This is a genomic window from Achromobacter xylosoxidans, assembly GCF_001457475.1.
GTDB classification, from domain to species: domain Bacteria; phylum Pseudomonadota; class Gammaproteobacteria; order Burkholderiales; family Burkholderiaceae_B; genus Achromobacter; species Achromobacter xylosoxidans.
Genome location: NZ_LN831029.1, coordinates 427,057 through 449,433, shown reverse-complemented (window position 1 = coordinate 449,433; position 22,377 = coordinate 427,057). Strand labels below are relative to the sequence as shown.

Here is a 22,377-nt window from a genome sequence, read left to right as displayed (position 1 = left end):
CCAGCGGACCGGCGGAGCCGGCTCCGCGGCATCCCGATTGGGCAAGGCCTCCGCATGCTTGGCGGCTGGCGCAATGGACAAATGATATGAATGACACGCTTCTAGAAGTGCGCGGCCTGCGCACCGCATTCCATACCGAGGCCGGCGCCTGGCTGGCGGTCGACGGCGTCGACCTGACCGTGCGCCGCGGCGAGATCGTGGGCCTGGTCGGCGAGTCCGGCTCGGGCAAGTCGGTCACCGGCTTTTCACTGCTGGGGCTGATCGATCCGCCCGGGGAAGTCGTCGACGGCGAAGTGAAGTTCAAGGGCAACGACCTACGCAAGCTCTCCGAAGAGCAGATGCGCCAGTTGCGCGGCAACCGCATCGCCATGATCTTCCAGGACCCGCTGATGACGCTCAATCCGGTGCTGCGCATCGGCGAGCAGATGATGGAGGCCATCCTGACGCACGAGGACGTGCCGCGCGCCGAAGCGCTGGAGCGCTGCCGCGAGGCGCTGGCCATGGTCGGCATTCCGTCGCCGGAAAAGCGCCTGAAGAGCTACCCGCACGAATTCTCGGGCGGCATGCGCCAGCGCGTGGCGATCGCCATCGCCATGCTCAACAAGCCCGACCTGATCATCTGCGACGAACCGACCACGGCGCTGGACGTGACCATCCAGGGCCAGATCCTGTACCGCATGCAGGAGATCTGCCGCGAGCACAATACGGCGCTGATCTGGATCACCCACGACCTGGGCGTGGTGGCCGAGCTGGCCGACCGAGTCGCGGTCATGTACGCCGGCCGCATCGTCGAGAGCGGCCCGGTCGAACAGGTGCTGGACGCGCCGCGCCATCCTTATACCCGCGGCCTGCTGGACTCGATGCCTGGCGCCACCACGCCGGGCGCGCGCCTGCACCAGATCAACGGCATGGCGCCCAGCCTGGCCGGCCGCCCGTCGGGCTGTGCCTTCCGGCCGCGCTGCACCCACGCGGTCACGCGCTGCACCGAGCAAGCCCCCACCGTTACCACCGAAGGTTCGCGCAGCTATCGCTGTTACGTCCCGATCGCCCGCGAGGCCGAGCAAGCATGAGTCAAGCCGATACCCCTGTCATCGAGCTCAGGAACGTCCACAAGCGCTTCGAACAGCGTCCCGACCTGGCCCAGCGCATCCTGGCCCTGGGCGGCCGCCCGATCGACCGCCGCACCGTGTATGCCGTCAACGGCGTCGACCTGCGCATCGGCCGCGGCGAAGTCGTCGGCCTGGTGGGCGAGTCCGGCTGCGGCAAGTCCACCCTGGGCCGCGTCGTCGCCGGCCTGCACCGCCAGACCGAAGGCGACCTGCTCTACCAGGGCCAGGACGCCCGCCGCCTGCGCGGCGCCGACAAGCTGGCCTACACGCTGGGCGTGCAGATGATCTTCCAGGATCCGCAGGCCTCGCTCAATCCGCGCCAGCGCCTGCGCCAGATCCTGGGCGAATCGCTCAAGGTGCACAAGCTGGCGCCGCCGGCCGAGATTCCCGCGCGCATCGACCAGGCCCTGAAGGAAGTGGGCCTGGACACGGAATACCGCGATCGCTTCCCGCACCAGATTTCGGGCGGCCAGCGCCAGCGCATCGGCATCGCCCGCGCGCTGATGGTGGCGCCCAAGTTCCTGGTGTGCGACGAACCGGTGGCGGCGCTGGACGTGTCGATCCAGGCGCAGGTGATCAACCTATTCATGGACCTGCGCGAGCAGCACGGTTTCACCTACCTCTTCATCAGCCACGACCTGGGCGTGGTGCGCCACATCTCGGATCGCGTGGCTATCATGTACCTGGGCAAGATCGTCGAGATCTCGACCTCGGCCGAGATCTTCGCGCGCGCCAACCATCCGTACACCCAGGCCCTGATGGCCGAGGTGCCGGACGTGGCCCGCCGCGGCCGCAAGTTCACGCCGATCAAGGGCGAGATCCCGTCGCCGCTGAACCCGCCGTCGGGCTGTACCTTCAACCCGCGCTGCCCGCACGCCATGCCGCGCTGCCGCGAGCAGGCGCCGACGCTGAAGGAAATCTCTCCGGGCCACTGGTCGGCCTGCCACCTGAACGAAGCCACCGCCTGAACGCCATGAAACCCTCTGACATGTCCAACGTGGACCGCATCGCCATCGAAATGGGCCATGCCGGCCGCAACGCCATCACCTATATCGACGAGGATCGCAATTCCGATCGCCCGTTCAAGCTGCAGACCTACCGCCCCTACGGCTACACCCCGGACCGCCCGGTGGTGATCGTGCAGCACGGCGTGCTGCGCAACGGCGACGAATACCGCGACTTCTGGGTCGAGGCCGCCGACAAGCACAAGCTGCTGATCGTGGCGCTGACCTTCTCCAACGAGATCTGGCCGGGCGTGGAAAGCTACAACAACGGCCGCGTGTTCTCGGCCGGCGGCAACCCGCGCCACATCGACGGCTGGACCTATGCGCTGGTCGGCAACGTGATCCGCGACATGATCGCGGCCGAGATCACCGATGGCGAGAACGTCTACCTGTTCGGCCACTCGGCCGGCGGCCAGTTCGTGCACCGCCTGATGAGCAGCCAGTCGCACGCGCCGTTCAAGGCGGTGACCGCGGGCAACCCCGGCTGGTACACCCTGCCGACATTCGATTATCCGTTCCCCGAAGGCATGGACGGCGTCGGCCTGACCGAAGACCACCTGGTCAAGCTGCTGGCCTATCCGATGACCATCCTGGCCGGCGACCAGGACATCGCCACCGACGACCCCAACCTGCCGTCGGAACCGGCCGCCATGCGCCAAGGCCCGCACCGCTTCGCCCGCGCCCACAACTACTTCGAGGCCGGCCGCAAGGAAGCCGAGCGCCGCGGCGTGCCGTTCAACTGGACGCTGCAGGTGGTGCCCGGCATCGGCCACGACGGCCGCGCCATGTCCGCGGTCTGCGCCAGCCTGTGGTTCGAGGGCGGCATGCCGAGCGACGCCGAGCTGGCGCGCCTGGCCGGCCAGCAGGTCGCTTGAACGTTCCCTTTCATTCCCGCTAGCAGAATCGCCATGTCCACTTCCCGCACTGAACAACTCGTCGCCGGCATCCAGAGCTGGCTGCAATGCGAATCGCCCTCGAACTTCCCCGACGGCATCGCCGCCATGGCCCGCATCATCGCCGACTACGCCGCCGCGGCCGGCCTGACGGTGGAACTGTCGTCGCTCGGCCCCGCCACCGGCCCGCTGCTGTACGCCACCAACCGCGCCGCTGGCGACACCCGCCCCGGCATCCTGATCCTGGCGCACATGGACACGGTGCACCCGGTCGGCACGCTGCTGGAGAACCCGGTGCGCATCGACGGCGACCGCCTCTACGGCCCCGGCAGCTATGACATGAAGGCCGGCATCTACCTGGCGCTGACCGCCCTGGCCGGGGTCGCCCGCCCCGGCGCGACGCAACTGCCGGTGGACTTCCTGGTGGTGCCCGACGAGGAAACCGGCAGCCACGCATCGCGCGCGCACATCGAGCGTTTCGCCGCCAACGCCAAGTACGCGCTGGTATGCGAACCGGCCCGCCCGAACGGCGGCAAGTGCGTCACCGCGCGCAAGGGCACCGGCATGCTGAACCTGAACGTCAAGGGCCGCCCGGCCCACGCCGGCATGCAGCACGAGAAGGGCCGCAGCGCGATCCGCGAAATGGCGCACCAGGTGCTGGCGCTGGAAGCGATGACGGACTACGAGCGCGGCATCACCGTGAGCGTGGGCACCATCGCCGGCGGCACCGTGACCAACACCGTGCCGGCGCTGTGCCGCTGCGTGGTAGACTTCCGCGTGCCCGACATGGGCGCGGCCGAAGACGTGCTGCGCCGCATGCGCGAGCTGTGCGCGGTGGGCCCGGACGTGGAACTGGACATCGACGTGGAACTGAACCGCCCGCCGATGGTGAAGACCGAGGAAGCCGCCGCGCTGCTGGCGCTGGTGCAGGGCTACGCGGAACGCGCCGGTTTCCTGCTGGAAGACGCGCCGATGACCGGCGGCGGCAGCGACGCCAACTTCACTTCGGCCTTGGGGATTCCGACGCTGGACGGCCTGGGCGCCGATGGCGACGGCGCGCACACGCTGAACGAGTACATCCTGGTATCGACGCTGGAACAGCGCCTGAAGTTCTGGGAGCTGCTGTTGAAGGAACTGGCGTAACGCCGGTCCGATGAAGCGGCGGGCCGTGGCCACGGCCCGCCCGCATCACGCGCCCGCGCGGTGCGCAGCGCGGGCGGCGCCCGCCTAGTACTTCTCCGGCACGAACATCTCTTCGGGCACCGGATGGCGCAGGTAGTCCTCGTGATGGACGCGTTCGGGCAGCACCACGTCGGCATGTGACACCGCCTGGTAGGGCACCTGTTCCAGCAGGTGGCTGATGCAGTTCAGCCGCGCCTTCTTCTTGTCGTCGGCGCGCACTACCCACCAGGGCGATTCCGGAATGTGCGAGCGCTCCAGCATGACTTCCTTGGCCTGCGTGTAGGCCTCCCAGCGGCGCCGGCTTTCAAGGTCCATCGGGCTGAGCTTCCATTGCTTGAGCGGATCGTCGATACGGCTCTGGAAGCGCGATTCCTGTTCATTGTCCGACACCGAGAACCAGTACTTGATGATCTGGATCCCGCTGCGCACCAGCATCTTCTCGAATTCGGGCACCGAACGGAAGAATTCCTCGTACTCGGCATCGCTGCAGAACCCCATCACGCGCTCCACCCCGGCCCGGTTGTACCAGCTGCGGTCGAACAGGACGATCTCGCCGGCGGCGGGCAGGTGCGCGGCATAGCGCTGGAAATACCATTGCGTGCGTTCGCGCGAGGTCGGCGCGGGCAGCGCGGCCACCCGGCACACCCGGGGGTTCAGGCGCTGCGTGATGCGCTTGATGACGCCGCCCTTGCCGGCCGCGTCGCGCCCTTCGAACAGCACCACCAGGCGGTGGCCGCCATGCATCACCCAATCCTGCAGCTTGACCAGCTCGCCCTGCAGCCGCAACAGCTCGCGAAAGTACAGCCGCCGCTGCGCGTGCCAGCTGTCGCCGCCGGCGGCGCCATTGCCCACCCGCCAGTCGTCCAGTTCCATCTCCAGCTCTTCGTCCAGGCTATCGATCAGGTCTTCCTGCAGGCGCATTTGGCGCTGCAACGCATCCGTATCGCGTTCGAGCCCATTCTCCATGGCGGCCTCCCATTGTCGTTTCAGTCGTCGGCGCACGCGCCGTGCGCCCGGATCTGCGCTAGGGTGGCTGGCGAATGTGACAGGCGATCAAGGCCCCTGCCCGCGGTCAACTGGCCCTAAAATGTTCGCCGAGAGAGGCCCAGCAGAAAAACACGCCATGCAAGAAAACCCCGCAAGCAGCGCCATCGCCTACGGCCTGGCCACGATCGCCGCCGACGGCGCCATCCTGGACACCTGGTATCCGCGCCCGTCCCTGGCCGACCACACGCCGGCGGGCGGAACCCGGCACCTGACGCCGGAGGAAGCCCGCGCGGCGCTGGGCGAGTACGTGCCCACCTCGCTCGGGCGCGACACGCGGCGCAAGGTCGACATCGTCGCCGTGCGCACCGCCATCGCCTCGCTCGACGCCCCGCCCGCCGACGCGCATGACGCCTACCTGCGGCTGCACCTGCTCAGCCATCGGCTGGTCCGGCCGCATGGCGTCAACCTGGACGGGCTGTTCAACGTGCTCGCCAACGTCGCGTGGACTTCGGCCGGGCCGTGCGCCGTCGACCAGGTCGAGGCGCTGCGCTGGCAACTGCGCGCCACCGGGCAGGTCCTGGAGATTCGCGGCGTCGACAAGATCCCGCGCATGACCGACTACGTCGTGCCCGCCGGCGTGCGCATCGCCGACACCGCCCGCGTGCGGCTCGGCGCGCACCTGGCGGCCGGCACCACCGTGCTGCACGAAGGCTTCTGCAACTTCAACGCCGGCACCCTGGGCGCGTCGATGGTCGAGGGCCGCATCAGCGCCGGCGTCATCGTCGACGACGGCACCGACATCGGCGGCGGCGCCTCCATCATGGGCACCATGTCCGGCGGCGGCAAACAGGTCGTGGCGATCGGCAAGCGCTGCCTGCTGGGCGCCAACTCCGGCATCGGCATTTCGCTGGGCGACGACTGCGTGGTTGAGGCCGGCTGCTACATCACCGCCGGCACGCGCGTGCTGACGCCGGAAGGCGCGGTGGTGAAGGCCGTGGAGCTGGCCGGCCAGCACGGGCTGCTGTTCCGCCGCAACTCGCAGACCGGCGCGGTCGAGACGCTGGTGCGCACGGCGGCCTGGGGCACCTTGAACCCGGCGCTGCACACGGGGCACTGATCGGGCGGGCCCGCGGCGCGGCGCCGTCGTCAGGCGTGCAGCAACCGCCGCATCGCCTGCGGCGACTGGCCGAACGCGCGCAGAAAAGCCTTGCGCATGCGGTCGCGGTCGCCAAAGCCGGTTTCGCGCGCCACCACCTCGGCCGCGTGGCGGCCGGACTGCATCATGTCCTGCGCCGCTTCCAGCCGCAGGTGCTCCACCGCCTTGGCCGGCGACTGGCCCGTTTCCTGGCGGAACACACGGCTGAACTGGCGCGGGCTCAGGTGCGCGGCGCGGGCCAGTTCCTCCACCGACAATTCCGCCTTCAGGTTGGCCTTGGCGTAGGCCAGCGCCGTCTGCACCCGGTCGGACTTGGCATCCAGCTCCAGCAACGCCGAATACTGCGACTGCCCGCCCGCGCGGCGTTGCGTCAGCACCAGCTTGCGCGCCACGGCGCGCGCCATTTCCGCCTCCAGGTCCGCTTCCACCATGGCCAGCGCCAGGTCGATGCCCGCGCTCATGCCCGCTGACGTCCAGATCGGGCCGTCGGCCACGAAAATGCGGTCCTCGTCCACCTTGACGCGCGGGTGCTCGCGTTGCAGGCGGCGCGCATAGAACCAGTGGGTGGTGGCGCGCCGGCCATCGAGCAGGCCGGCCTGCGCCAGCACGAATGCGCCGGTGCACATCGAGGCGCAGCGGCGCACCCGCCGGCTGGCGCCGCGCAGCGCGCGCAACAGGCTGTCGGAAGCGCCTTCGGCAGTGTTGTCGCCTGCGACGATCAAGGTGTCGAAGGTGCGTCGCCCCAGCCCGATGGTGTCCTGTGCGAACCCCAGCGAACTGGCCACGGGGCCGCCATGCTCGGACACCAGGACGACCCGATAGGCCGGCTCGCCGGTCTGCCGGTTGGCCATCTCGAAGACGGCGCTGGCCGCCAGGCTCATGAGCTGGAACCCAGGGTGCAACAGGATCGCGATGGTTTTCATGGCGGCGCCGTCCGTTCTTGCCGTATGTCCGAAAAAGACGTTTCTATGTCATTGAGGATATTCCATCCCGACTCTACTCTGCAAGCGTACCGGCACAACCCGCCGTCCCTCTTTTCGGAGCACATCTCATGAGCAACACCCCGCTTGGCAACATTCCCGGCCGCGCCCTGGTCACCGGCGCCTCATCCGGCATCGGCGCGCGCTACGCCCATCATCTGGCCCTGCGCGGCCACGATCTGACGCTGGTGGCGCGCAACGTCGAACGCCTGGAAACCCTGGCCGCGCGCCTGCGCGCCGAGACCGGCCGCGACGTGCGCGTGCTGCCGGCCGACCTGTCCCGGGCCGACGGCGTGCAACGCGTGGCGCAGGCGCTGCGCGAGGACGACACGCTGACCCTGCTGGTGAACAACGCCGGCATCGGCGCGGTGGCGCCGCTGCTGCAATCCGAGCCCGGCCAGATGCAGGCCATGATCGACCTGAACATCAGCGCCCTCACCCACCTGACCATGGCCGCGGCGCCCGCCTTCGTGGCGCGCGGTGGCGGCACCATCATCAACATTGCGTCGATCGTCGGTCTGCACCCCGAGCTGCTGAACGGCGTCTACGGCGCCAGCAAGGCCTATGTGCTGGCCTACTCGCAGTCGCTGCGCCACGAACTGGCGGACAAGGGCCTGCGCGTCCAGGCGGTGCTGCCCGGCGCCACCGGCACCGAGTTCTGGGACCTGGCAGGCAGGCCGGCCAGCGAGTTGCCGGCCGCCATCGTGATGAGCGCGGACGACATGGTGCGCAGCGCCCTGGCGGGCCTGGACCAAGGTGAGTTCATCACCATTCCTTCGCTGACCGATCCGGCCCTGCTGGAACGCCTGGAAGCCGCGCGCCAGGCCCTGGGGCCGGAGCTGTCACGCAACACGCCAGCGCCACGCTACGGGCTTCAGGCGCCCGGCGGCACCGGCACGAACGGATAGTGATCCACCCGGCCGCGGCCGGCGATGATGGCGGTGGATTCGGGCACCTCTTCCCAGGCGCCCGGCATCTCGCTCAGCGGCTCGGACAGCAGCAGGAAGGCGTCGTCGTCCAGCGCCGCGACCTTCGGATCGTCGGGATAGAGTTCGCGCAGGTGCCGCACGCAGGTGTTGTGGAACAGCGTGCGCGAATCGCGCTCGCTGGAATAGCGCACCGCGATCAGGCGCTCGCCGTCCAGGGCGCAGACCGTCATGTTGATCGGCCGCGCCACGCCGTGGCGCCGGCCGGTTTCCTCGACCGCCCCCACCATGCGCGCCAGCGCCGGCAGCGGATCTTCTTCCAGGCCGAAGGTCAGCGCCAGCAGGAACATCACCTCGGAATCGGTCGACCCCTCCAATGAACCGAAATACGCGGGCGCGATCATCAGCATCAGATCGCGCCGCAGCAGCGGATAGTCGCGGATCACGCCGTTGTGCACGAACAGCCAGTTGCCATGGCGGAACGGATGGCAATTGGTTTCCTGCGCCGGCGTGTCGGTGGCGGCGCGGATGTGGGCCACGAACAGCGGCGAATGGATGGCGCGCGCCGCCTCGCGCAGGTTGCGGTCGTTCCAGGCCGGATGCACGCTGCGGTAGCGGAACGGCGGTTCGGGCGGCCGGCCGTACCAGCCCAGGCCGAAACCGTCGCCGTTGGTGGTGGTGGCGCCCATGCGCGCATGCAGGCTCTGGTCGATCAGCGAGTGCGTGGCCTTGAACAGCACGCTCTCCATTTGCAGGGGACTCCCGGTATAAGCCAGCCAGCGGCACATGATGCGCTCCTTGGAAACCGGCCCGGCCAGTGGCGGCGGGCCGGTCCCAGTGTAGGAGCGGGGCGCAATTTTCTACAAGTCGGCGCCGTCCGGGCCGGGCATAGTCCGAGGCTTGTCTGTATCGCCGGAGCATCCGCCTTGGACACCCCCGCCTCATCTTCGCCACAGCTGGGCTTCGCCAGTGACAACACCGCCGGCGCCAGCCCGCAGATACTGGCCGCGCTGCTGCACGCCAATGAGGGACAGGCCCCCGCCTACGGCGCCGACGACATCACCCTGCGGGTCGAACGCCGCCTGGCCGAGATCTTCGAGCACGAGGTCGACGTGCTGCTGGTGCCCACCGGCACCGCCGCCAATTCGCTGTCGCTGGCGGCGCTGACGCCGCCCTGGGGCAGCGTGCTGTGCCATGCGCACAGCCACATCGCCAACGATGAATGCGGCGCGCCCCAGTTCTACAGCGGCGGCGCGCGCCTGGCGCTGCTCGATGGCGCCGCCTCCAAGCTCGACCCCGGGCAGCTGGCGCATGAAGCGCACCGCAAGGCCGGCGACGTGCATTCGATGCCGCCCGCCTGCGTCAGCATCACCCAGGCCACCGAGACCGGCAGCGTCTACTCGCTGGACGAGATCCAGGCCATCGGCGCCATCTGCCGCGGCGCCGGGCTGCCCCTGCACATGGATGGCGCGCGCTTCGCCAATGCGCTGGTCAGCCTGGGCTGCACGCCCGCGGAAATGACCTGGAAGGCAGGCGTCGCGGCGCTGTCGTTCGGCGCCACCAAGAACGGCGTGCTGGGCGCCGAGGCCATCGTGCTGTTCGAGCCGGGGCGCGCCACGGAACTGGCCTACCGGCGCAAGCGCGGCGGCCACCTGTTCTCGAAGATGCGGCTGCTGTCGGCGCAGATGGAAGCGTATCTGGCGGACGACCTGTGGCTGGACAATGCGCGCCAGGCCAACGCCATGGCGGCGCGGTTGGCGGCCGGCATGGACGGCCTGCCCGGCGTGGCCTTGCAGGGACCTGTCCAGGCCAACATCCTGTTCTGCCAGTTGCCGGCCGCGGCCATCGACGGCCTGCTGGCGCAGGGCTTTCGCTTCTACCATGACCGCTGGGGCCCGGGCGTGGCGCGGCTGGTCACCTCGTTCAGCACCCGCGAGCAGGATGTCGATCATTTCCTGGCGGCATTGCGGGCGCTGGCGCGGTAGGAATTCCCCGGGGCTGCGCCCCGCTCAAGCCGCGCGCCGGTAGGCCGAGGGAGGCACCCCGTAGGCGGCGCGGAAGGCCCGATTGAAATGGCTTTGGTCGTAGAAGCCGACATCGGCCGCGACCTGCGCGATCGTGGCTGGCGCGCGCGCCAGCGCGGCGCAGGCCCGTTCCAGGCGCAACCGCGTCAGCCAGGCGTGCGGCGTCAGGCCCACCGACAGCGCGAAGCGGCGCAGGAACTGGTAGCGGCTCAGCCCGCACAGCCGGGCCAGGTCTTCCAGCCCGATCTTGTCGCCCAGATGGCCCTGGCAGTAGTCCAGCACCGTCCGCTGGTGCGCGGGCGACAGGCCGCCGCGCACCGCCTGCGGCGCCACCGTGCCGGTGCGCGCGAACAGCGCGCCCATCAACGCCAGCGACGCGGCCTCGTGCGCCAGCGGTCCGGCGGCCGCGTCCGCCATCCAGGATGCGTGCAGCGCCACGAAGCGGGCCGCCAGCGCGCGATCCTCGATCAGGGTGCCCAGGAAGCGTTCGTCCGGCGCGCCGCCCGATACCTCGGCGATGAAATCGCGCATCAACTCGGGCGCGATGCGGAAGGTCTTCAGGGTATACGACTGGCCATAGTCGGCCACGCCAGCACCGTCATGCACCTCGCCGGGAGGCATCAGGGCGATACCGCCCGGCCCCAGCAGCGTGCTGCGGCCACGGAAGGTCTGGCGCTGCACGCCCTGGGTCACCAGGCCGACGTGATAGTCGACGTGGTAGTGCCGGTCAAACTGGAAGTCGACCAGGCGCGCCACGCCCAGCACCAGGCCGGGCGTGCCGGACACCGCTTGGTAACGCACATCGTCCTTCATCGTTGGCGCCATGATGCAAAGCGGCAGGTATAGGTCCTGGACGCGCCTCCCGTCATGTAATTTATTGCGGCGCTATTTCTTCAGCAAGGCCTTGAGCATGGCCATGCGCTCCTTGGGATTCATGGCGGCGGTGGCCTCGTCTTCCTGGATGCCCGGGGCGTCCAGGCCCATTTCCTCGATGAAACGCGAGGGCTCGCGCACCAGGTCCTCGCGCGCCCGGCGCCGGCGCTTGCACCAGCTCAGGTTCAGGCTGCGCTGGGCGCGGGTGATGCCGACGTACATCAGCCGCCGTTCTTCCTGGATGCGGGTGGCCAGGTTCTCGGCGGCGCGCGCCGGGTCGCCGACTTCGTCGTCCTTGCCCAGGTGCGGCAGCAGGCCTTCTTCGACGCCCGCCAGGTACACGTGCGGATACTCCAGGCCCTTGGAGGCATGCAGCGTCGACATCTTGACCGCGTCCGGTTCCTCTTCCTCGCCCCGCTCGAGCATGGTCACCAGCGCCACGTGCTGCACCAGCTCGAACAGCGACATGTTGTCCTCTTCGGCCTTGCGCTTGAGCCAACCGGTCAGTTCCAGCACGTTCTGCCAGCGGGTCTGCGCCGGCCGCTCATCGAACAGTTCGAACAGATGGCGTTCGTACTGGATCGCCTGCACCAGGTCGTCCAGGATCACGCCGGCGGGTTCGGCCGGCGCGCCATCGGCGCCGGCGGTGGCGCCACGGCCGGCGCGCCACTGCATGCGGCGGATGAATTCGGTGAAGGTGCGCAGCGGTTCGAGCTGGCGCGGCGCCAGCAGGCTTTCCAGCCCGGTCTCGTCGACCGCCGCCAGCAGCGACAGCTCGCGGCTGGCGGCATACTGGCCCAGCGTCTGCAGCGTGGCCTGGCCGATGCCGCGCTTGGGCGTGGTGGCGGCGCGGATGAAGGCCGGATCGTCCTCGTCGTTGGCCAGCAGCCGCAGATAGGCCAGGATGTCGCGCACCTCGGCCTTGTCGAAAAAGCTCTGGCCGCCCGCGATCGTGTACGGGATCTTCAGGTTGCGCAGCGCCTGCTCCAGGATGCGCGACTGGTGGTTGCCGCGATACAGGATGGCGAAGTCCTTCCACTGCGCCTGGCGCTCGAAGCGCGAGGCCGAGATTTTCATGGCGATGGACTCGGCCTCGTGTTCCTCGCCGTCCATCGCCGACACCAGGATCGGCTCGCCCACGCCCAGGTCCGACCACAGCTTCTTCTCGAACAGCTTGGGGTTCTTCTCGATCACCTGGTTGGCCGCGGCCAGGATGCGCTGCACCGAACGGTAGTTCTGCTCCAGCTTGATGAGCTTGAGGTTCGGATAGTCGGTGGTCAGCTTGGCCAGGTTCTCGATGGTGGCGCCGCGCCAGGCGTAGATGGCCTGGTCATCGTCTCCCACCGCGGTGAACATGGCGCGCGGGCCGGTCAACAGCTGCACCAGGCGGTACTGGCAGACGTTGGTGTCCTGGTACTCGTCGACCAGCAGGTAGCGCACGCGGTTCTGCCAGCGCGTGCGCACTTCTTCGTTGTTGGCCAGCAGGATGGCCGGGATGCGGATCAGGTCGTCGAAGTCCACCGCCTGGTAGGCGGCCAGCGTGGCGGCGTAGCTGCGGTAGACGTTGGCTGCCTCGACGTCGCCCGGCGTGATGGCTTCACGCGCGGCATCGTCGGGCTCCATCAGCGCGTTCTTCCACAGCGAGATGATGCCCTGCACGTGGCGCAGGCGGCCCTTGTCGGTGGTGGCCAGCAATTCCTGGATGATCGCCATGGCGTCATCGGCGTCGAGGATCGAGAACGTCGGCTTGAGACCCGCGTTGCGCGCCTCTTCGCGCAGGAGCTTCACGCCCAGCGAGTGGAAGGTACTGATGGTCAGGCCCTTGCCCAGCTTGCGGTCCACCAGCGTCCTGACGCGCTCGTCCATTTCGCGCGCGGCCTTGTTGGTGAAGGTCAGCGCCACCACGTTGCGGCCCATGTAGCCGCATTCGCGCAGCAGGTAGGCGATCTTCTGCGTGATGACGCGCGTCTTGCCACTGCCGGCGCCGGCCAGCACCAGGCAGGGACCGTCCAGGTACAGCACCGCCTCTTTCTGCGCGGGGTTCAGGCCGTGGCCGATGGGTTCGTGTGCGGACATGGGATTCGGGGAAAGGGGAACGACATAGAGTAATCGGACGGGCGCGGCGCGCGGGTCAGATTTCCAGCGGGTCGACCTCCAGCTGCCAGCGCACCCGGGCCTCGTTGGCCAGGTACGGCAGGTGGTGCGACCACGACGCCAGGAAGGCCTGCAACGCCGGGCGGCTGGTGCTCTCCACCAGCAGCTGGGCGCGCTCGATATTGGCCACCCGCACCACGCGCAACGGCACCGGGTCGTACAGCATGATCGCGTCCAGCCCCGGAAAATCGGCGGCCCACTCGCCTTCGGGCAGGGCGCGCGCCTGTTGCAGGAAAGCCTGCGCCACCGCCAGCTCGCGCGCCTCGGCCGTCAGCAGGGCCTGGTAGGCGAACGGCGGCAGGCCGGTGCTTTCGCGCTCTTGCAGCGCATGGCGCGCAAAGCCCGCGTAGTCGTGGCGCAGCAGCGCCTGGTACACCGGCTGCTCGGGATAGCCGGTCTGGATGATGACCTGGCCGTTGCCCTGGTGGCGGCCGGCGCGGCCCGCCACCTGCATCAACTGGGCGAACAGGCGTTCGGGCGCGCGGAAATCATGCGCGAACAATGCCGAATCGGGGTTGAGCACGCCGACCAGCCCGAGCCGCGCGAAGTCGTGGCCCTTGGACACCATCTGCGTGCCGACCAGGATGTCGACCTCGCCCGCATGCACCGATGCGAACAACGCCTCGGCGCTGCCTTTCTTGCGGGTGCTGTCGGCGTCGATGCGCAGGATGCGCGCCTCGGGGAACAGTTCGGCCAGGTGTTCCTCGACCCGCTGCGTGCCGCGCCCCATCGGCGCCAGGTCCTGGTCGCCGCATTCGGGGCAGGCATGCGGCACCGGCGCCTGGTAGCCGCAGTGGTGGCATTGCAGGCGGTGGCCGCGGCCGGCGGCGCGGTGCAGCACCGTGAAGGCGGTGCAGCGCGGGCAATTGCTGACCCAGCCGCAGGACTGGCAATGCAGCACCGGCGCGTAACCGCGGCGGTTCAGGAAGATCAGCGACTGTTCCTTGCGCGCCAGCCGTTCGCCCAGGGCCTCCAGCAACTGCGGCGACATGCCGTGCTTCATCTGCAGGCGGCGGGTGTCGACCAGCTTCATGGCCGGCAGCGAACTGGCGCGGGCGCGCGCCGGCAGCGCCAGCCGCAGGTAGCGGCCGCGCTCGGCATGCTGCCAGGTTTCCAGCGACGGCGTGGCCGAGCCCAGCACCACCGGAATGTCGAGATCATGGGCGCGCCACACCGCCAGGTCGCGCGCGGAATAGCGCAGGCCGTCCTGCTGCTTGTACGAGGCGTCGTGCTCTTCGTCGACCACGATCAGGCCCAGCTCGCTCATGGGCGCGAAGATCGCCATGCGCGTGCCCAGCAGCATGCGCGCCTGGCCACGCTGCGCGCGCGCCCAGGCCTGCAGTCGTTCGCCATCGGACAGGCCGCTGTGCAGCACCGCCAGGCCGTCCGGCCCCAGCAGGCCTTCCAGCCGGGCGCGCAACGCGCCTTCCAGCTGCGGCGTCAGGTTGATTTCCGGCACCAGCAGCAGCACCTGGCGGCCCGTGGCCAGCACTTTTTCGGCGGCGCGCAGGTAGACCTCGGTCTTGCCGCTGCCAGTCACGCCATACAACAGCACGGGCTTGAACCTGGCGAGCCCCGCGATGGTGTCCACCGCTTGGCGCTGCGCATCGTTCAGCTCGGGCGGCTGGTCGGCCGTGGCCGGGTCGCGGACCGCCTTGCGCTTGCGTCCGTCCAGCCGCGCCACCGGGCCGCCGGCCGAGCGCTTGCCCTGGTAGGCGGTCGGCTTGCGCAGCGGCGGCGGCAGCGTCGGCAGCATCACCTCGCCCAGCGGCCGCTGGTAGTACTCGGCGGCAAAGCGCGCCAGGCGCAGCCAGCCTTCGTCAAAGGGCGGCAGGTCGCGCAGCACTTCCTCGATCGGCTTGATCTGCCTGGGCTCGTAGGACGGCTCGGCCGGGTTGTCCACCACCACGCCGATCAGCTTGCGGCGGCCGAACGGCACGATCACCCGCAGGCCGGCGGCGATCGGCTCGTGGTGGCGGTAATCGAATGGGCCGGGCAAGGGCACGTCCAGCGCGACGCGCACCCAGCAGACCGCCGCGGGCGCGGCCGGCGTGGATTCGACCAGCGCGAAGACTTCAGACATGGAGGAGAAAACGGAACATGGACGGTGCGGGCCCGCAAGTCGGGAAAACGGTGTCGGGAAAATGGGCCGGGCCGGCCAGAGGGGATTGTCGCCTCAACCCCTTCCAGAACGCCAGGGGAAGCCTGTGGATAACTTTGGGGAAAAGGCCGGGGCAACGTTAAATATTGGAATAAGGCAAGATTGCATCAAGTCTTGCAATCCTGTTGAAAACTTATTTTATTCCATTAAAAACAATGACTTGTACAAACTTCCAAGATTGTAAAATAGCTTATAAAGGGTTTTCCCCGAGCGCAATCTTGCTGTGCACAACTGCGCTCGGGAGGCCTCGACGCCCGGCCCTGCGGGCCGAAGCGTTCACTCACTTACCCTCTGAGCGAACGGCTGTGACGGTGGACTTCATCCACCAATTCCGCTACCGCGTCTGGGGGAGTGAAGCGCGAAATGCCATGCCCCAGGTTGAACACATGCCCACCTTTGCCCACCGGCCCGAAAGCGTCCAGCACGCGGCGAGCCTCGGCGCGGATGGCGTCGGCGCCGCCGAACAGGGCCATCGGGTCGAGGTTGCCCTGGAACGCGACGCAGTCGCCGGTGCGGCGCCGCGCCGCCGCCAGGTCGACGGTCCAGTCCAGGCCCACGGCGTCGCAGCCGCAGGCGGCGATGTCTTCCAGCCACTGGCCTCCGCCCTTGGTGAAGACAATGGCCGGCACGCGGCGGCCTTCGTGTTCGCGCGTCAGGCCGGCCACCACCTTGCGGGTGTAGGCCAGCGAAAACTGCTGGAACAGACCGTCGGCCAGCACACCGCCCCAGCTGTCGAACAGCATGACGGCCTGCGCGCCCGCCGCGATCTGGGCGTTCAGGTATTGCAGCGTGGCTTCGGCGTTGATTTCCAGGATGCGGTGCAGCAGGTCCGGACGCGAATACAGCATGGTCTTGATCAGCCGGTAATCGTCGCTGCCCTGCCCTTCGACCATGTAGCAGGCGATGGTCCAGGGACTGCCGGCAAAGCCGATCAGCGGCACCTTGCCGTCCAGGTCGCGGCGGATGGTGCCGACGGCATCGAACACATAGCGCAGCTTGTCCATGTCGGGCACCGCCAGGCGCGCCACGTCGTCCTCGGTACGCACCGGACGGGCAAAGCGCGGCCCCTCGCCTTCGGCGAAGTCCAGGCCCAGGCCCATGGCGTGCGGCACGGTCAGGATGTCGGAAAACAGGATGGCCGCGTCCAGGTCGAAACGCTCCAGCGGCTGCAGCGTGACTTCCGAGGCGTAGTCCGGATTCTGAGCCAGGCCCATGAAGGAACCGGCCCGGGCCCGCGTCTCGCGGTATTCGGGCAGGTAGCGGCCCGCCTGGCGCATCAGCCAGATCGGGGTGTAGGGCACGGGCTCGCGCAGCAGCGCGCGCAAGAACACATCGTTCTTCAAGACGGAAGCGGACACGACTATCCTCGATGATCGGAAGCCGTGATTTTACTGCCCCAAGCTGACAGGGTGCGGCGCGCACGCGATCCGGGCTTGCCGTGACGCAAGCCGCCGCGCTTTCGTCACGGGTTGGCGACACGCGGCGCCGCGACCGCCGCACAACCGCTGCCGGGCAGGGCCGCCGGCGCTAGTCTCGCGCCTGCTCGGCCTGCCGGCGGTAGGGTCCGGCATCGATGCCATGCTTGCGCATCAGCGCCCAGAAAGCCCGCCGATGCTTGCTGGAGGCGCGCGCGGCGCGCGCCACGTTGCCCTGGTGGCGGGACAGCGCCAGGCGGATATAGTCGGATTCGAAACCATCGACCACGCGCGCCTTGGCCTGCCGGAAGGGTTCCTGGGCTTCGCGGCCCGGCTGGTAGCGCATCCCCGCCAGCCCCTGTTGCAACACCTGCCGAGGCACCCGCGGCCGGACGTCGGCCGCGCCAACGGCGCGTGGCGCGGCGGCGGCGTATATCACGCCGGGTTCTTCCACCAGGCCGCCCGGCAAGGGCGCGCGCCGCGCCAGCCGGCCGAGCCGCACGCGCAGGCTTTCCAGGCAGTACGGCGACGCGATGAAATCGGCGGCGCCCAGGCGCAGCAGGTCTTCGATGGCGGGCGCGGTCATGTCGTGCACCAGCAGCAGGATGGGCGTGGCAAGCGTGCCGCGGGCCTGCTGCAAGGACATGCGGGTCCACGCCAGCGAAGCCGGCGCGACCGGCAGGACGCAGTGATCGTAGCGGCGCAACCCCACCGCCAGCCCCGCCAGCGCGTGCGTATCCGGACCACCCGGACCGCTGCCCGGCAGCCGCAGGTGCACCAGATGCAAACGCACCCGCGCCAGCCGCGGCTGGTCGCGCGCGACCCAGTCGCCCATGGCGGTTTCGTGGCCGGGCGCCAGCAGCACTCCGCAATCCATGGTTTCTCGCACGCCACCCTCCAGCTTCGAATTGCAATGCCTGAAGGCTACCGGCGCGCCAGCCGGGCCGCCATTCGTAGCGAACGCAGGCCGGCCTGCGGCTGACCGAGGGGTTGCGCAGCCGTGGCCGCGCAAATGAAAAAAGCGGCCCATGGCCGCTTTTCCCGGATCCGGGGCGAACCCCGGCAGGTCATGCTTGCGCTCAGTGCGAGCGGCCGCCTTGGCGCAGCTTGCGCGCCGCGATGGCTTGCGCCGCCAGCATGGCCAGCTCGGCCTCGACAACCGCGATGTCCGCCTTGTCCTTGGCGTTGGCCAGGGCCTCTTCGGCGCGCTTGCGCGCTTCCAGGGCACGGGCCTCGTCCAGGTCGGCGGCGCGGATGGCGGTGTCGGCCAGGACCGTCACGCTGCCCGGCTGCACTTCCAGAATGCCCCCGGCGACGAAGATGTTCTCCTCGCCTTGGTCGGCACGGACGATCTTGACCGTCCCGGGGCGTACGCGCGAGATCAGCGGGGTATGGCCGGGCAGGATGCCCAGCTCACCCGCCTCGCCAGGCAGCACCACGAACTTCGCCTCACCGGAGAAGATCGCTTCCTCTGCGCTGACGACATCCACATGCAGGGTAGCCATATCGGTTCCTTATTGCAGTTTCTTGGCCTTCTCGAAGGCCTCGTCGATCGAGCCGACCATGTAGAAGGCCTGTTCCGGCAGCGCATCGCACTCGCCGTTCACGATCATCTTGAAACCACGGATGGTTTCGGCCAGCGGCACGTACTTGCCGGGCGAACCGGTGAACACTTCGGCCACGTGGAACGGCTGCGACAGGAAACGCTGGATCTTGCGGGCGCGGGCCACGGCCTGCTTGTCTTCCGGCGACAGTTCGTCCATGCCCAGAATCGCGATGATGTCGCGCAGTTCCTTGTAGCGCTGCAGCGTCTGCTGCACGCCACGGGCCACGGCGTAGTGCTCTTCGCCGACGACTTGCGGGTCGAGCTGGCGGCTGGACGAGTCCAGCGGGTCCACGGCCGGGTAGATACCCAGGGCGGCGATATCACGCGACAGCACGACGGTCGAGTCCAAGTGCTGGAAGGTGGTGGCGGGCGACGGGTCGGTCAAGTCGTCAGCGGGCACGTACACGGCCTGGATCGAGGTGATCGAGCCGGTCTTGGTGGACGTGATGCGCTCTTGCAGCTTGCCCATTTCCTCGGCCAGCGTGGGCTGGTAGCCCACCGCCGACGGCATACGGCCCAGCAGCGCCGACACTTCGGTACCGGCCAGGGTGTAGCGGTAGATGTTGTCCACGAAGAACAGGATGTCGCGGCCTTCGTCGCGGAACTTCTCGGCCATCGTCAGGCCGGTCAGCGCCACGCGCAGACGGTTGCCCGGGGGTTCGTTCATCTGACCGAACACCATGGCGACCTTGTCCAGAACGTTCGACTCTTCCATTTCGTGGTAGAAGTCGTTGCCTTCACGGGTACGCTCACCCACGCCGGCGAACACCGACAAGCCGCTGTGCTGCTTGGCGATGTTGTTGATCAGTTCCATCATGTTGACGGTCTTGCCCACGCCGGCGCCGCCGAACAGGCCGACCTTGCCGCCCTTGGCGAACGGGCACACCAGGTCGATAACCTTGATGCCGGTTTCCAGCAGTTCCACCGACGGCGACAGCTCGTCGAAACGGGGAGCCGGTTGGTGAATGCCACGCTTTTCGTCGTGCTGGATTTCGCCAGCTTCGTCGATCGGGCGGCCCAGCACGTCCATGATGCGGCCGAGCGTGCCGGTGCCGACCGGCACCGAGATCGGGGCGCCGGTGCCGGCGACCTTCATGCCGCGGCGCAGGCCGTCGCTGGAGCCCAGGGCGATGGTACGCACCACGCCGTCACCCAGCTGTTGCTGCACTTCCAGCGTCAGACCCTTTTCGGCGAACGAGGAACCCTCGTCGACCAGAGTAAGCGCTTCGTAGATCTTGGGCATTTGATCGCGGGGGAACTGAATATCCACCACGGCGCCGATGCACTGAACGATGGTTCCGTTGCTCATGTCGATTCCTTGCTTGATAGCTTTTGACGGGATGCTGCCTGCCTCAGACGGCGGCAGCGCCCCCTACGATTTCCGAAATTTCCTTGGTGATCGCGGCCTGGCGGGTCTTGTTGTAGACCAGCTGCAGATCGCCGATGACCTTCTTGGCGTTGTCCGACGCCGCCTTCATGGCGACCATCCGGGCCGACTGCTCCGAAGCCATGTTCTCGGCCACGGCTTGGTACAGCAGGCCTTCCACGTAACGCTGCAGCAGGTCGTCGATCACGCTACGAGCGTCGGGTTCGTAGATGTAATCCCAGCTGTAATCCGATTTCACTTCCGAAGTCTTGGCCAGGCTTTCGGCGCCCGTCTGGTACGGATCTTCCAAACCGCTGGCCAGGGGCAGCAGACGCAGGAACAGCGGCTCCTGCTTCATCGTGTTGACGAAGCGGGTCGAAGCCACGTACAGCGCGTCGATGCGGCCTTCCAGGTAGGCGTCCAGCTGCACCTTGATCGCGCCCAGCAGGCGATCCAGTTGCGGCTTGTCGCCCAGTTGCACTTCCTGGGAAACCAGCTTGGCGCCGATACGGGACAGCACGCCCACGCCCTTGTTGCCGAAAGCGGTCGCTTGAACGGCGATGCCGTTTTTCTCGAACTCTTTCAGCTTCGACAGCACCACGCGGGTGATGTTGGTGTTCAAGCCGCCGCACAGACCCTTGTCCGTCGTCACCATGACCACGCCGACCGCCTTGACTTCGCGCTCGACCAGGTACGGGTGGCTGTACTCGGGGTTGGCCTGCATCAGGTGCGCGGCGATCTCGCGCACCTTGGTGGCGTACGGACGGCCCGCGCGCATCCGCTCCTGCGCCTTGCGCATCTTGGATGCGGCGACCATTTCCATCGCCTTGGTGATCTTGCGCGTGTTTTGCACGCTCTTGATCTTGGTTCGGATTTCCTTAATTCCGGGCATTGCGCTTTCCTGTGAAGACTGGCCGATGGGTTGGCGCTTGCGCCTCAACCATCCGATAAGGATGGGTGAGGCGCAGCTGACGCCTAACCCATCACTTTCTTAAAAAGCACCGTGCTTCTTGAATTCCTGGATGGCGGCGGCGAGTTCGCCTTCGTCGTCCTTGGACAGTTCCTTGGTGTCTTCGACGCGCTGGATCAGGGCGGCGTGCTTGGCCTTGAGCTGGTCCTTGAGCGCCTTTTCGAACGACAGCACCTGGGCCACGTCCACGTCATCCAGGTAGCCGTTGTTGACCGTGTACAGCGTGACGGCCAGTTCCCACACCTGCAGCGGCTGGTATTGCGGCTGCTTGAGCAGTTCGACCACGCGCTTGCCGCGCTCGAGCTGGCGACGGGTGGCGTCGTCCAGGTCCGAGGCGAACTGCGCGAAGGCGGCCAGTTCACGGTACTGCGCCAAGTCGGTACGGATACCGCCGGACAGCTTCTTGACGACCTTGGTCTGGGCGGCGCCGCCCACGCGCGACACCGAGATACCGGCGTTGATGGCGGGACGCACACCAGCGTTGAACAGGTCGGTTTCCAGGAAGATCTGGCCGTCGGTGATCGAGATCACGTTGGTCGGAACGAAGGCCGACACGTCGCCCGCCTGGGTTTCGATGATCGGCAGCGCGGTCAGCGAGCCGGTCTTGCCCTTGACGGCGCCATCGGTGAACTTCTCGACGTAGTCTTCGTTCACGCGGGCGGCACGTTCCAGCAGGCGCGAGTGCAGGTAGAACACGTCGCCCGGGTAGGCTTCGCGGCCCGGCGGACGGCGCAGCAGCAGCGAGACCTGGCGGTAGGCCCAGGCTTGCTTGGTCAGGTCGTCATAGACGATCAGGGCGTCTTCGCCGCGATCGCGGAAGTATTCGCCCATCGTGCAGCCGGCGTAGGCGGCCAGGTACTGCATGGCGGCGGAGTCCGAAGCCGAGGCGGCCACGACGATGGTGTATTCCATCGCGCCGTGCTCTTCCAGCTTGCGCACCACGTTGTTGATCGTCGAAGCCTTCTGGCCGATGGCGACGTACACGCAGGTGACGCCCTTGCCCTTCTGGCTGATGATGGTGTCGACGGCCACGGCGGTCTTGCCGGTCTGGCGGTCGCCAATGATCAGTTCGCGCTGGCCACGGCCGATGGGAACCATCGAGTCGATAGCCTTGATGCCGGTTTGCAGCGGCTGCGACACCGAGCGGCGGGCGATAACGCCGGGGGCCACTTTTTCGATGATGTCGGTGGCCTTGGCGTTCACGGGGCCCTTGCCGTCGATCGGCTCGCCCAGCGTGTTGACCACGCGGCCTTTCAGCTCGGGGCCGACCGGCACTTCCAGAATGCGGCCGGTCGTCTTGACCGCGTCGCCTTCGGACACGCCGGTGTAGTCACCGAGAATAACGGCGCCGACGGAATCACGCTCGAGGTTGAGCGCCAGACCGAAGACGTTGTTGGGGAATTCGAGCATTTCGCCCTGCATCACGTCGGACAGGCCGTGGATGCGGGTAATACCGTCGGTCACGGACACGACGGTGCCCTGAGTACGGACATCAGCCGAAGCGCCCAGGCCCTCGATGCGGCTCTTGAGCAGTTCGCTGATCTCGGAGGGATTGAGTTGCATATTGACTC

At 67.9% G+C, this 22,377-nt stretch carries 19 protein-coding genes; 7 read left to right on the top strand and 12 right to left on the bottom strand.

What is annotated here, in order from left to right; all coding sequences use genetic code 11:
* The first annotated feature begins 86 nt into the window (after positions 1 to 86).
* Genes AT699_RS02095 through AT699_RS02080 form a run of 4 tightly spaced genes read left to right on the top strand, consistent with a single transcriptional unit; the run spans position 87 to position 4,149 of the window.
* The gene (locus tag AT699_RS02095) at positions 87 to 1,070 is read left to right on the top strand and encodes an ABC transporter ATP-binding protein (RefSeq protein WP_006386784.1); all 984 of its coding nucleotides are present in this window, start codon (positions 87 to 89) and stop codon (positions 1,068 to 1,070) included.
* Positions 1,067 to 2,077 (top strand): ABC transporter ATP-binding protein, encoded by a 1,011-nt coding sequence (locus AT699_RS02090; RefSeq protein WP_020925445.1) that lies wholly within the window; start codon positions 1,067 to 1,069, stop codon positions 2,075 to 2,077. The genes AT699_RS02095 and AT699_RS02090 overlap by 4 nt, the downstream gene beginning before the upstream one ends.
* Before the next feature lie 5 nt (positions 2,078 to 2,082).
* Positions 2,083 to 2,988, top strand: coding sequence for a prolyl oligopeptidase family serine peptidase (locus AT699_RS02085; protein WP_026385153.1), 906 nt, complete (start codon positions 2,083 to 2,085; stop codon positions 2,986 to 2,988).
* A 33-nt stretch (positions 2,989 to 3,021) separates the two neighbouring features.
* Entirely contained in the window at positions 3,022 to 4,149 is a 1,128-nt protein-coding gene (locus AT699_RS02080; protein ID WP_024067552.1) for a M20 family metallopeptidase, read from the top strand.
* An 84-nt stretch (positions 4,150 to 4,233) separates the two neighbouring features.
* On the opposite strand, the gene ppk2 is transcribed toward AT699_RS02080, so the two are convergent.
* Positions 4,234 to 5,154 (bottom strand): polyphosphate kinase 2, encoded by a 921-nt coding sequence (ppk2, locus tag AT699_RS02075; RefSeq protein ID WP_006386780.1) that lies wholly within the window; start codon positions 5,152 to 5,154, stop codon positions 4,234 to 4,236.
* 157 nt (positions 5,155 to 5,311) lie between these two features.
* Between ppk2 and dapD the strand changes: the two genes are divergently transcribed.
* Positions 5,312 to 6,292 carry a 2,3,4,5-tetrahydropyridine-2,6-dicarboxylate N-succinyltransferase gene (gene dapD, locus AT699_RS02070; protein WP_006386779.1) on the top strand — a complete coding sequence of 327 codons (981 nt, stop codon included), beginning with the start codon at positions 5,312 to 5,314 and terminating at the stop codon, positions 6,290 to 6,292.
* A gap of 29 nt (positions 6,293 to 6,321) precedes the next feature.
* Here dapD and AT699_RS02065 read toward each other — a convergent pair whose 3' ends face one another.
* Positions 6,322 to 7,254, bottom strand: a complete 933-nt coding sequence (locus AT699_RS02065; protein WP_024067551.1) for a GlxA family transcriptional regulator — start codon at positions 7,252 to 7,254, stop codon at positions 6,322 to 6,324.
* 128 nt (positions 7,255 to 7,382) lie between these two features.
* Here AT699_RS02065 and AT699_RS02060 point away from each other — a divergent pair, with 128 nt between their 5' ends.
* Positions 7,383 to 8,219 carry an SDR family NAD(P)-dependent oxidoreductase gene (locus AT699_RS02060; protein WP_006386777.1) on the top strand — a complete coding sequence of 279 codons (837 nt, stop codon included), beginning with the start codon at positions 7,383 to 7,385 and terminating at the stop codon, positions 8,217 to 8,219.
* Here the strand turns inward: AT699_RS02060 and AT699_RS02055 are convergent.
* Positions 8,186 to 9,025, bottom strand: coding sequence for a class II glutamine amidotransferase (locus tag AT699_RS02055; protein WP_006386776.1), 840 nt, complete (start codon positions 9,023 to 9,025; stop codon positions 8,186 to 8,188). The genes AT699_RS02060 and AT699_RS02055 overlap by 34 nt on opposite strands.
* Before the next feature lie 138 nt (positions 9,026 to 9,163).
* On the opposite strand from AT699_RS02055, the gene AT699_RS02050 reads away from it, so the two are divergent.
* On the top strand, positions 9,164 to 10,222 hold the full coding sequence (locus AT699_RS02050) for a threonine aldolase family protein (protein WP_024067550.1): 1,059 nt from the start codon (positions 9,164 to 9,166) through the stop codon (positions 10,220 to 10,222).
* A gap of 24 nt (positions 10,223 to 10,246) precedes the next feature.
* Here the strand turns inward: AT699_RS02050 and AT699_RS02045 are convergent, their stop codons facing one another.
* From AT699_RS02045 to atpA, 9 genes are all read right to left on the bottom strand, one after another.
* A complete protein-coding gene (locus AT699_RS02045; RefSeq protein ID WP_024067549.1) occupies positions 10,247 to 11,074 on the bottom strand; it encodes an AraC family transcriptional regulator in 828 nt (275 codons plus the stop codon).
* A gap of 72 nt (positions 11,075 to 11,146) precedes the next feature.
* Positions 11,147 to 13,210 (bottom strand): UvrD-helicase domain-containing protein, encoded by a 2,064-nt coding sequence (locus tag AT699_RS02040; protein ID WP_006386773.1) that lies wholly within the window; start codon positions 13,208 to 13,210, stop codon positions 11,147 to 11,149.
* Positions 13,211 to 13,265: 55 nt separating this feature from the next.
* Positions 13,266 to 15,371 (bottom strand): primosomal protein N', encoded by a 2,106-nt coding sequence (locus AT699_RS02035; protein WP_024067548.1) that lies wholly within the window; start codon positions 15,369 to 15,371, stop codon positions 13,266 to 13,268.
* A 362-nt stretch (positions 15,372 to 15,733) separates the two neighbouring features.
* Positions 15,734 to 16,807 carry a uroporphyrinogen decarboxylase gene (gene hemE, locus AT699_RS02030; RefSeq protein ID WP_006386771.1) on the bottom strand — a complete coding sequence of 358 codons (1,074 nt, stop codon included), beginning with the start codon at positions 16,805 to 16,807 and terminating at the stop codon, positions 15,734 to 15,736.
* A 169-nt stretch (positions 16,808 to 16,976) separates the two neighbouring features.
* On the bottom strand, positions 16,977 to 17,753 hold the full coding sequence (locus AT699_RS02025) for a hypothetical protein (RefSeq protein WP_026385149.1): 777 nt from the start codon (positions 17,751 to 17,753) through the stop codon (positions 16,977 to 16,979).
* Positions 17,754 to 17,943: 190 nt separating this feature from the next.
* Positions 17,944 to 18,369, bottom strand: coding sequence for a F0F1 ATP synthase subunit epsilon (locus AT699_RS02020; protein WP_006386769.1), 426 nt, complete (start codon positions 18,367 to 18,369; stop codon positions 17,944 to 17,946).
* A gap of 9 nt (positions 18,370 to 18,378) precedes the next feature.
* Entirely contained in the window at positions 18,379 to 19,779 is a 1,401-nt protein-coding gene (gene atpD / locus AT699_RS02015) for a F0F1 ATP synthase subunit beta (RefSeq protein WP_024067547.1), read from the bottom strand.
* A gap of 43 nt (positions 19,780 to 19,822) precedes the next feature.
* Positions 19,823 to 20,728, bottom strand: coding sequence for a F0F1 ATP synthase subunit gamma (atpG, locus tag AT699_RS02010; protein WP_006386767.1), 906 nt, complete (start codon positions 20,726 to 20,728; stop codon positions 19,823 to 19,825).
* A 99-nt stretch (positions 20,729 to 20,827) separates the two neighbouring features.
* On the bottom strand, positions 20,828 to 22,369 hold the full coding sequence (gene atpA / locus AT699_RS02005) for a F0F1 ATP synthase subunit alpha (RefSeq protein ID WP_006386766.1): 1,542 nt from the start codon (positions 22,367 to 22,369) through the stop codon (positions 20,828 to 20,830).
* Positions 22,370 to 22,377: the final 8 nt, after the last annotated feature.

Excerpts from the sequence above, each read along its gene's own strand:
- AT699_RS02095 (WP_006386784.1), top strand. The coding sequence starts at position 87 with ATGAATGACACGCTTCTAGAAGTGCGCGGCCTGCGCACCGCATTCCAT.
- AT699_RS02090 (WP_020925445.1), top strand. The coding sequence starts at position 1,067 with ATGAGTCAAGCCGATACCCCTGTCATCGAGCTCAGGAACGTCCACAAG.
- AT699_RS02085 (WP_026385153.1), top strand. The coding sequence starts at position 2,083 with ATGAAACCCTCTGACATGTCCAACGTGGACCGCATCGCCATCGAAATG.
- AT699_RS02080 (WP_024067552.1), top strand. The coding sequence starts at position 3,022 with ATGTCCACTTCCCGCACTGAACAACTCGTCGCCGGCATCCAGAGCTGG.
- ppk2 (WP_006386780.1), bottom strand. The coding sequence starts at position 5,154 with ATGGAGAATGGGCTCGAACGCGATACGGATGCGTTGCAGCGCCAAATG.
- dapD (WP_006386779.1), top strand. The coding sequence starts at position 5,312 with ATGCAAGAAAACCCCGCAAGCAGCGCCATCGCCTACGGCCTGGCCACG.
- AT699_RS02065 (WP_024067551.1), bottom strand. The coding sequence starts at position 7,254 with ATGAAAACCATCGCGATCCTGTTGCACCCTGGGTTCCAGCTCATGAGC.
- AT699_RS02060 (WP_006386777.1), top strand. The coding sequence starts at position 7,383 with ATGAGCAACACCCCGCTTGGCAACATTCCCGGCCGCGCCCTGGTCACC.
- AT699_RS02055 (WP_006386776.1), bottom strand. The coding sequence starts at position 9,025 with ATGTGCCGCTGGCTGGCTTATACCGGGAGTCCCCTGCAAATGGAGAGC.
- AT699_RS02045 (WP_024067549.1), bottom strand. The coding sequence starts at position 11,074 with ATGAAGGACGATGTGCGTTACCAAGCGGTGTCCGGCACGCCCGGCCTG.
- AT699_RS02040 (WP_006386773.1), bottom strand. The coding sequence starts at position 13,210 with ATGTCCGCACACGAACCCATCGGCCACGGCCTGAACCCCGCGCAGAAA.
- AT699_RS02035 (WP_024067548.1), bottom strand. The coding sequence starts at position 15,371 with ATGTCTGAAGTCTTCGCGCTGGTCGAATCCACGCCGGCCGCGCCCGCG.
- AT699_RS02020 (WP_006386769.1), bottom strand. The coding sequence starts at position 18,369 with ATGGCTACCCTGCATGTGGATGTCGTCAGCGCAGAGGAAGCGATCTTC.
- atpD (WP_024067547.1), bottom strand. The coding sequence starts at position 19,779 with ATGAGCAACGGAACCATCGTTCAGTGCATCGGCGCCGTGGTGGATATT.
- atpG (WP_006386767.1), bottom strand. The coding sequence starts at position 20,728 with ATGCCCGGAATTAAGGAAATCCGAACCAAGATCAAGAGCGTGCAAAAC.
- atpA (WP_006386766.1), bottom strand. The coding sequence starts at position 22,369 with ATGCAACTCAATCCCTCCGAGATCAGCGAACTGCTCAAGAGCCGCATC.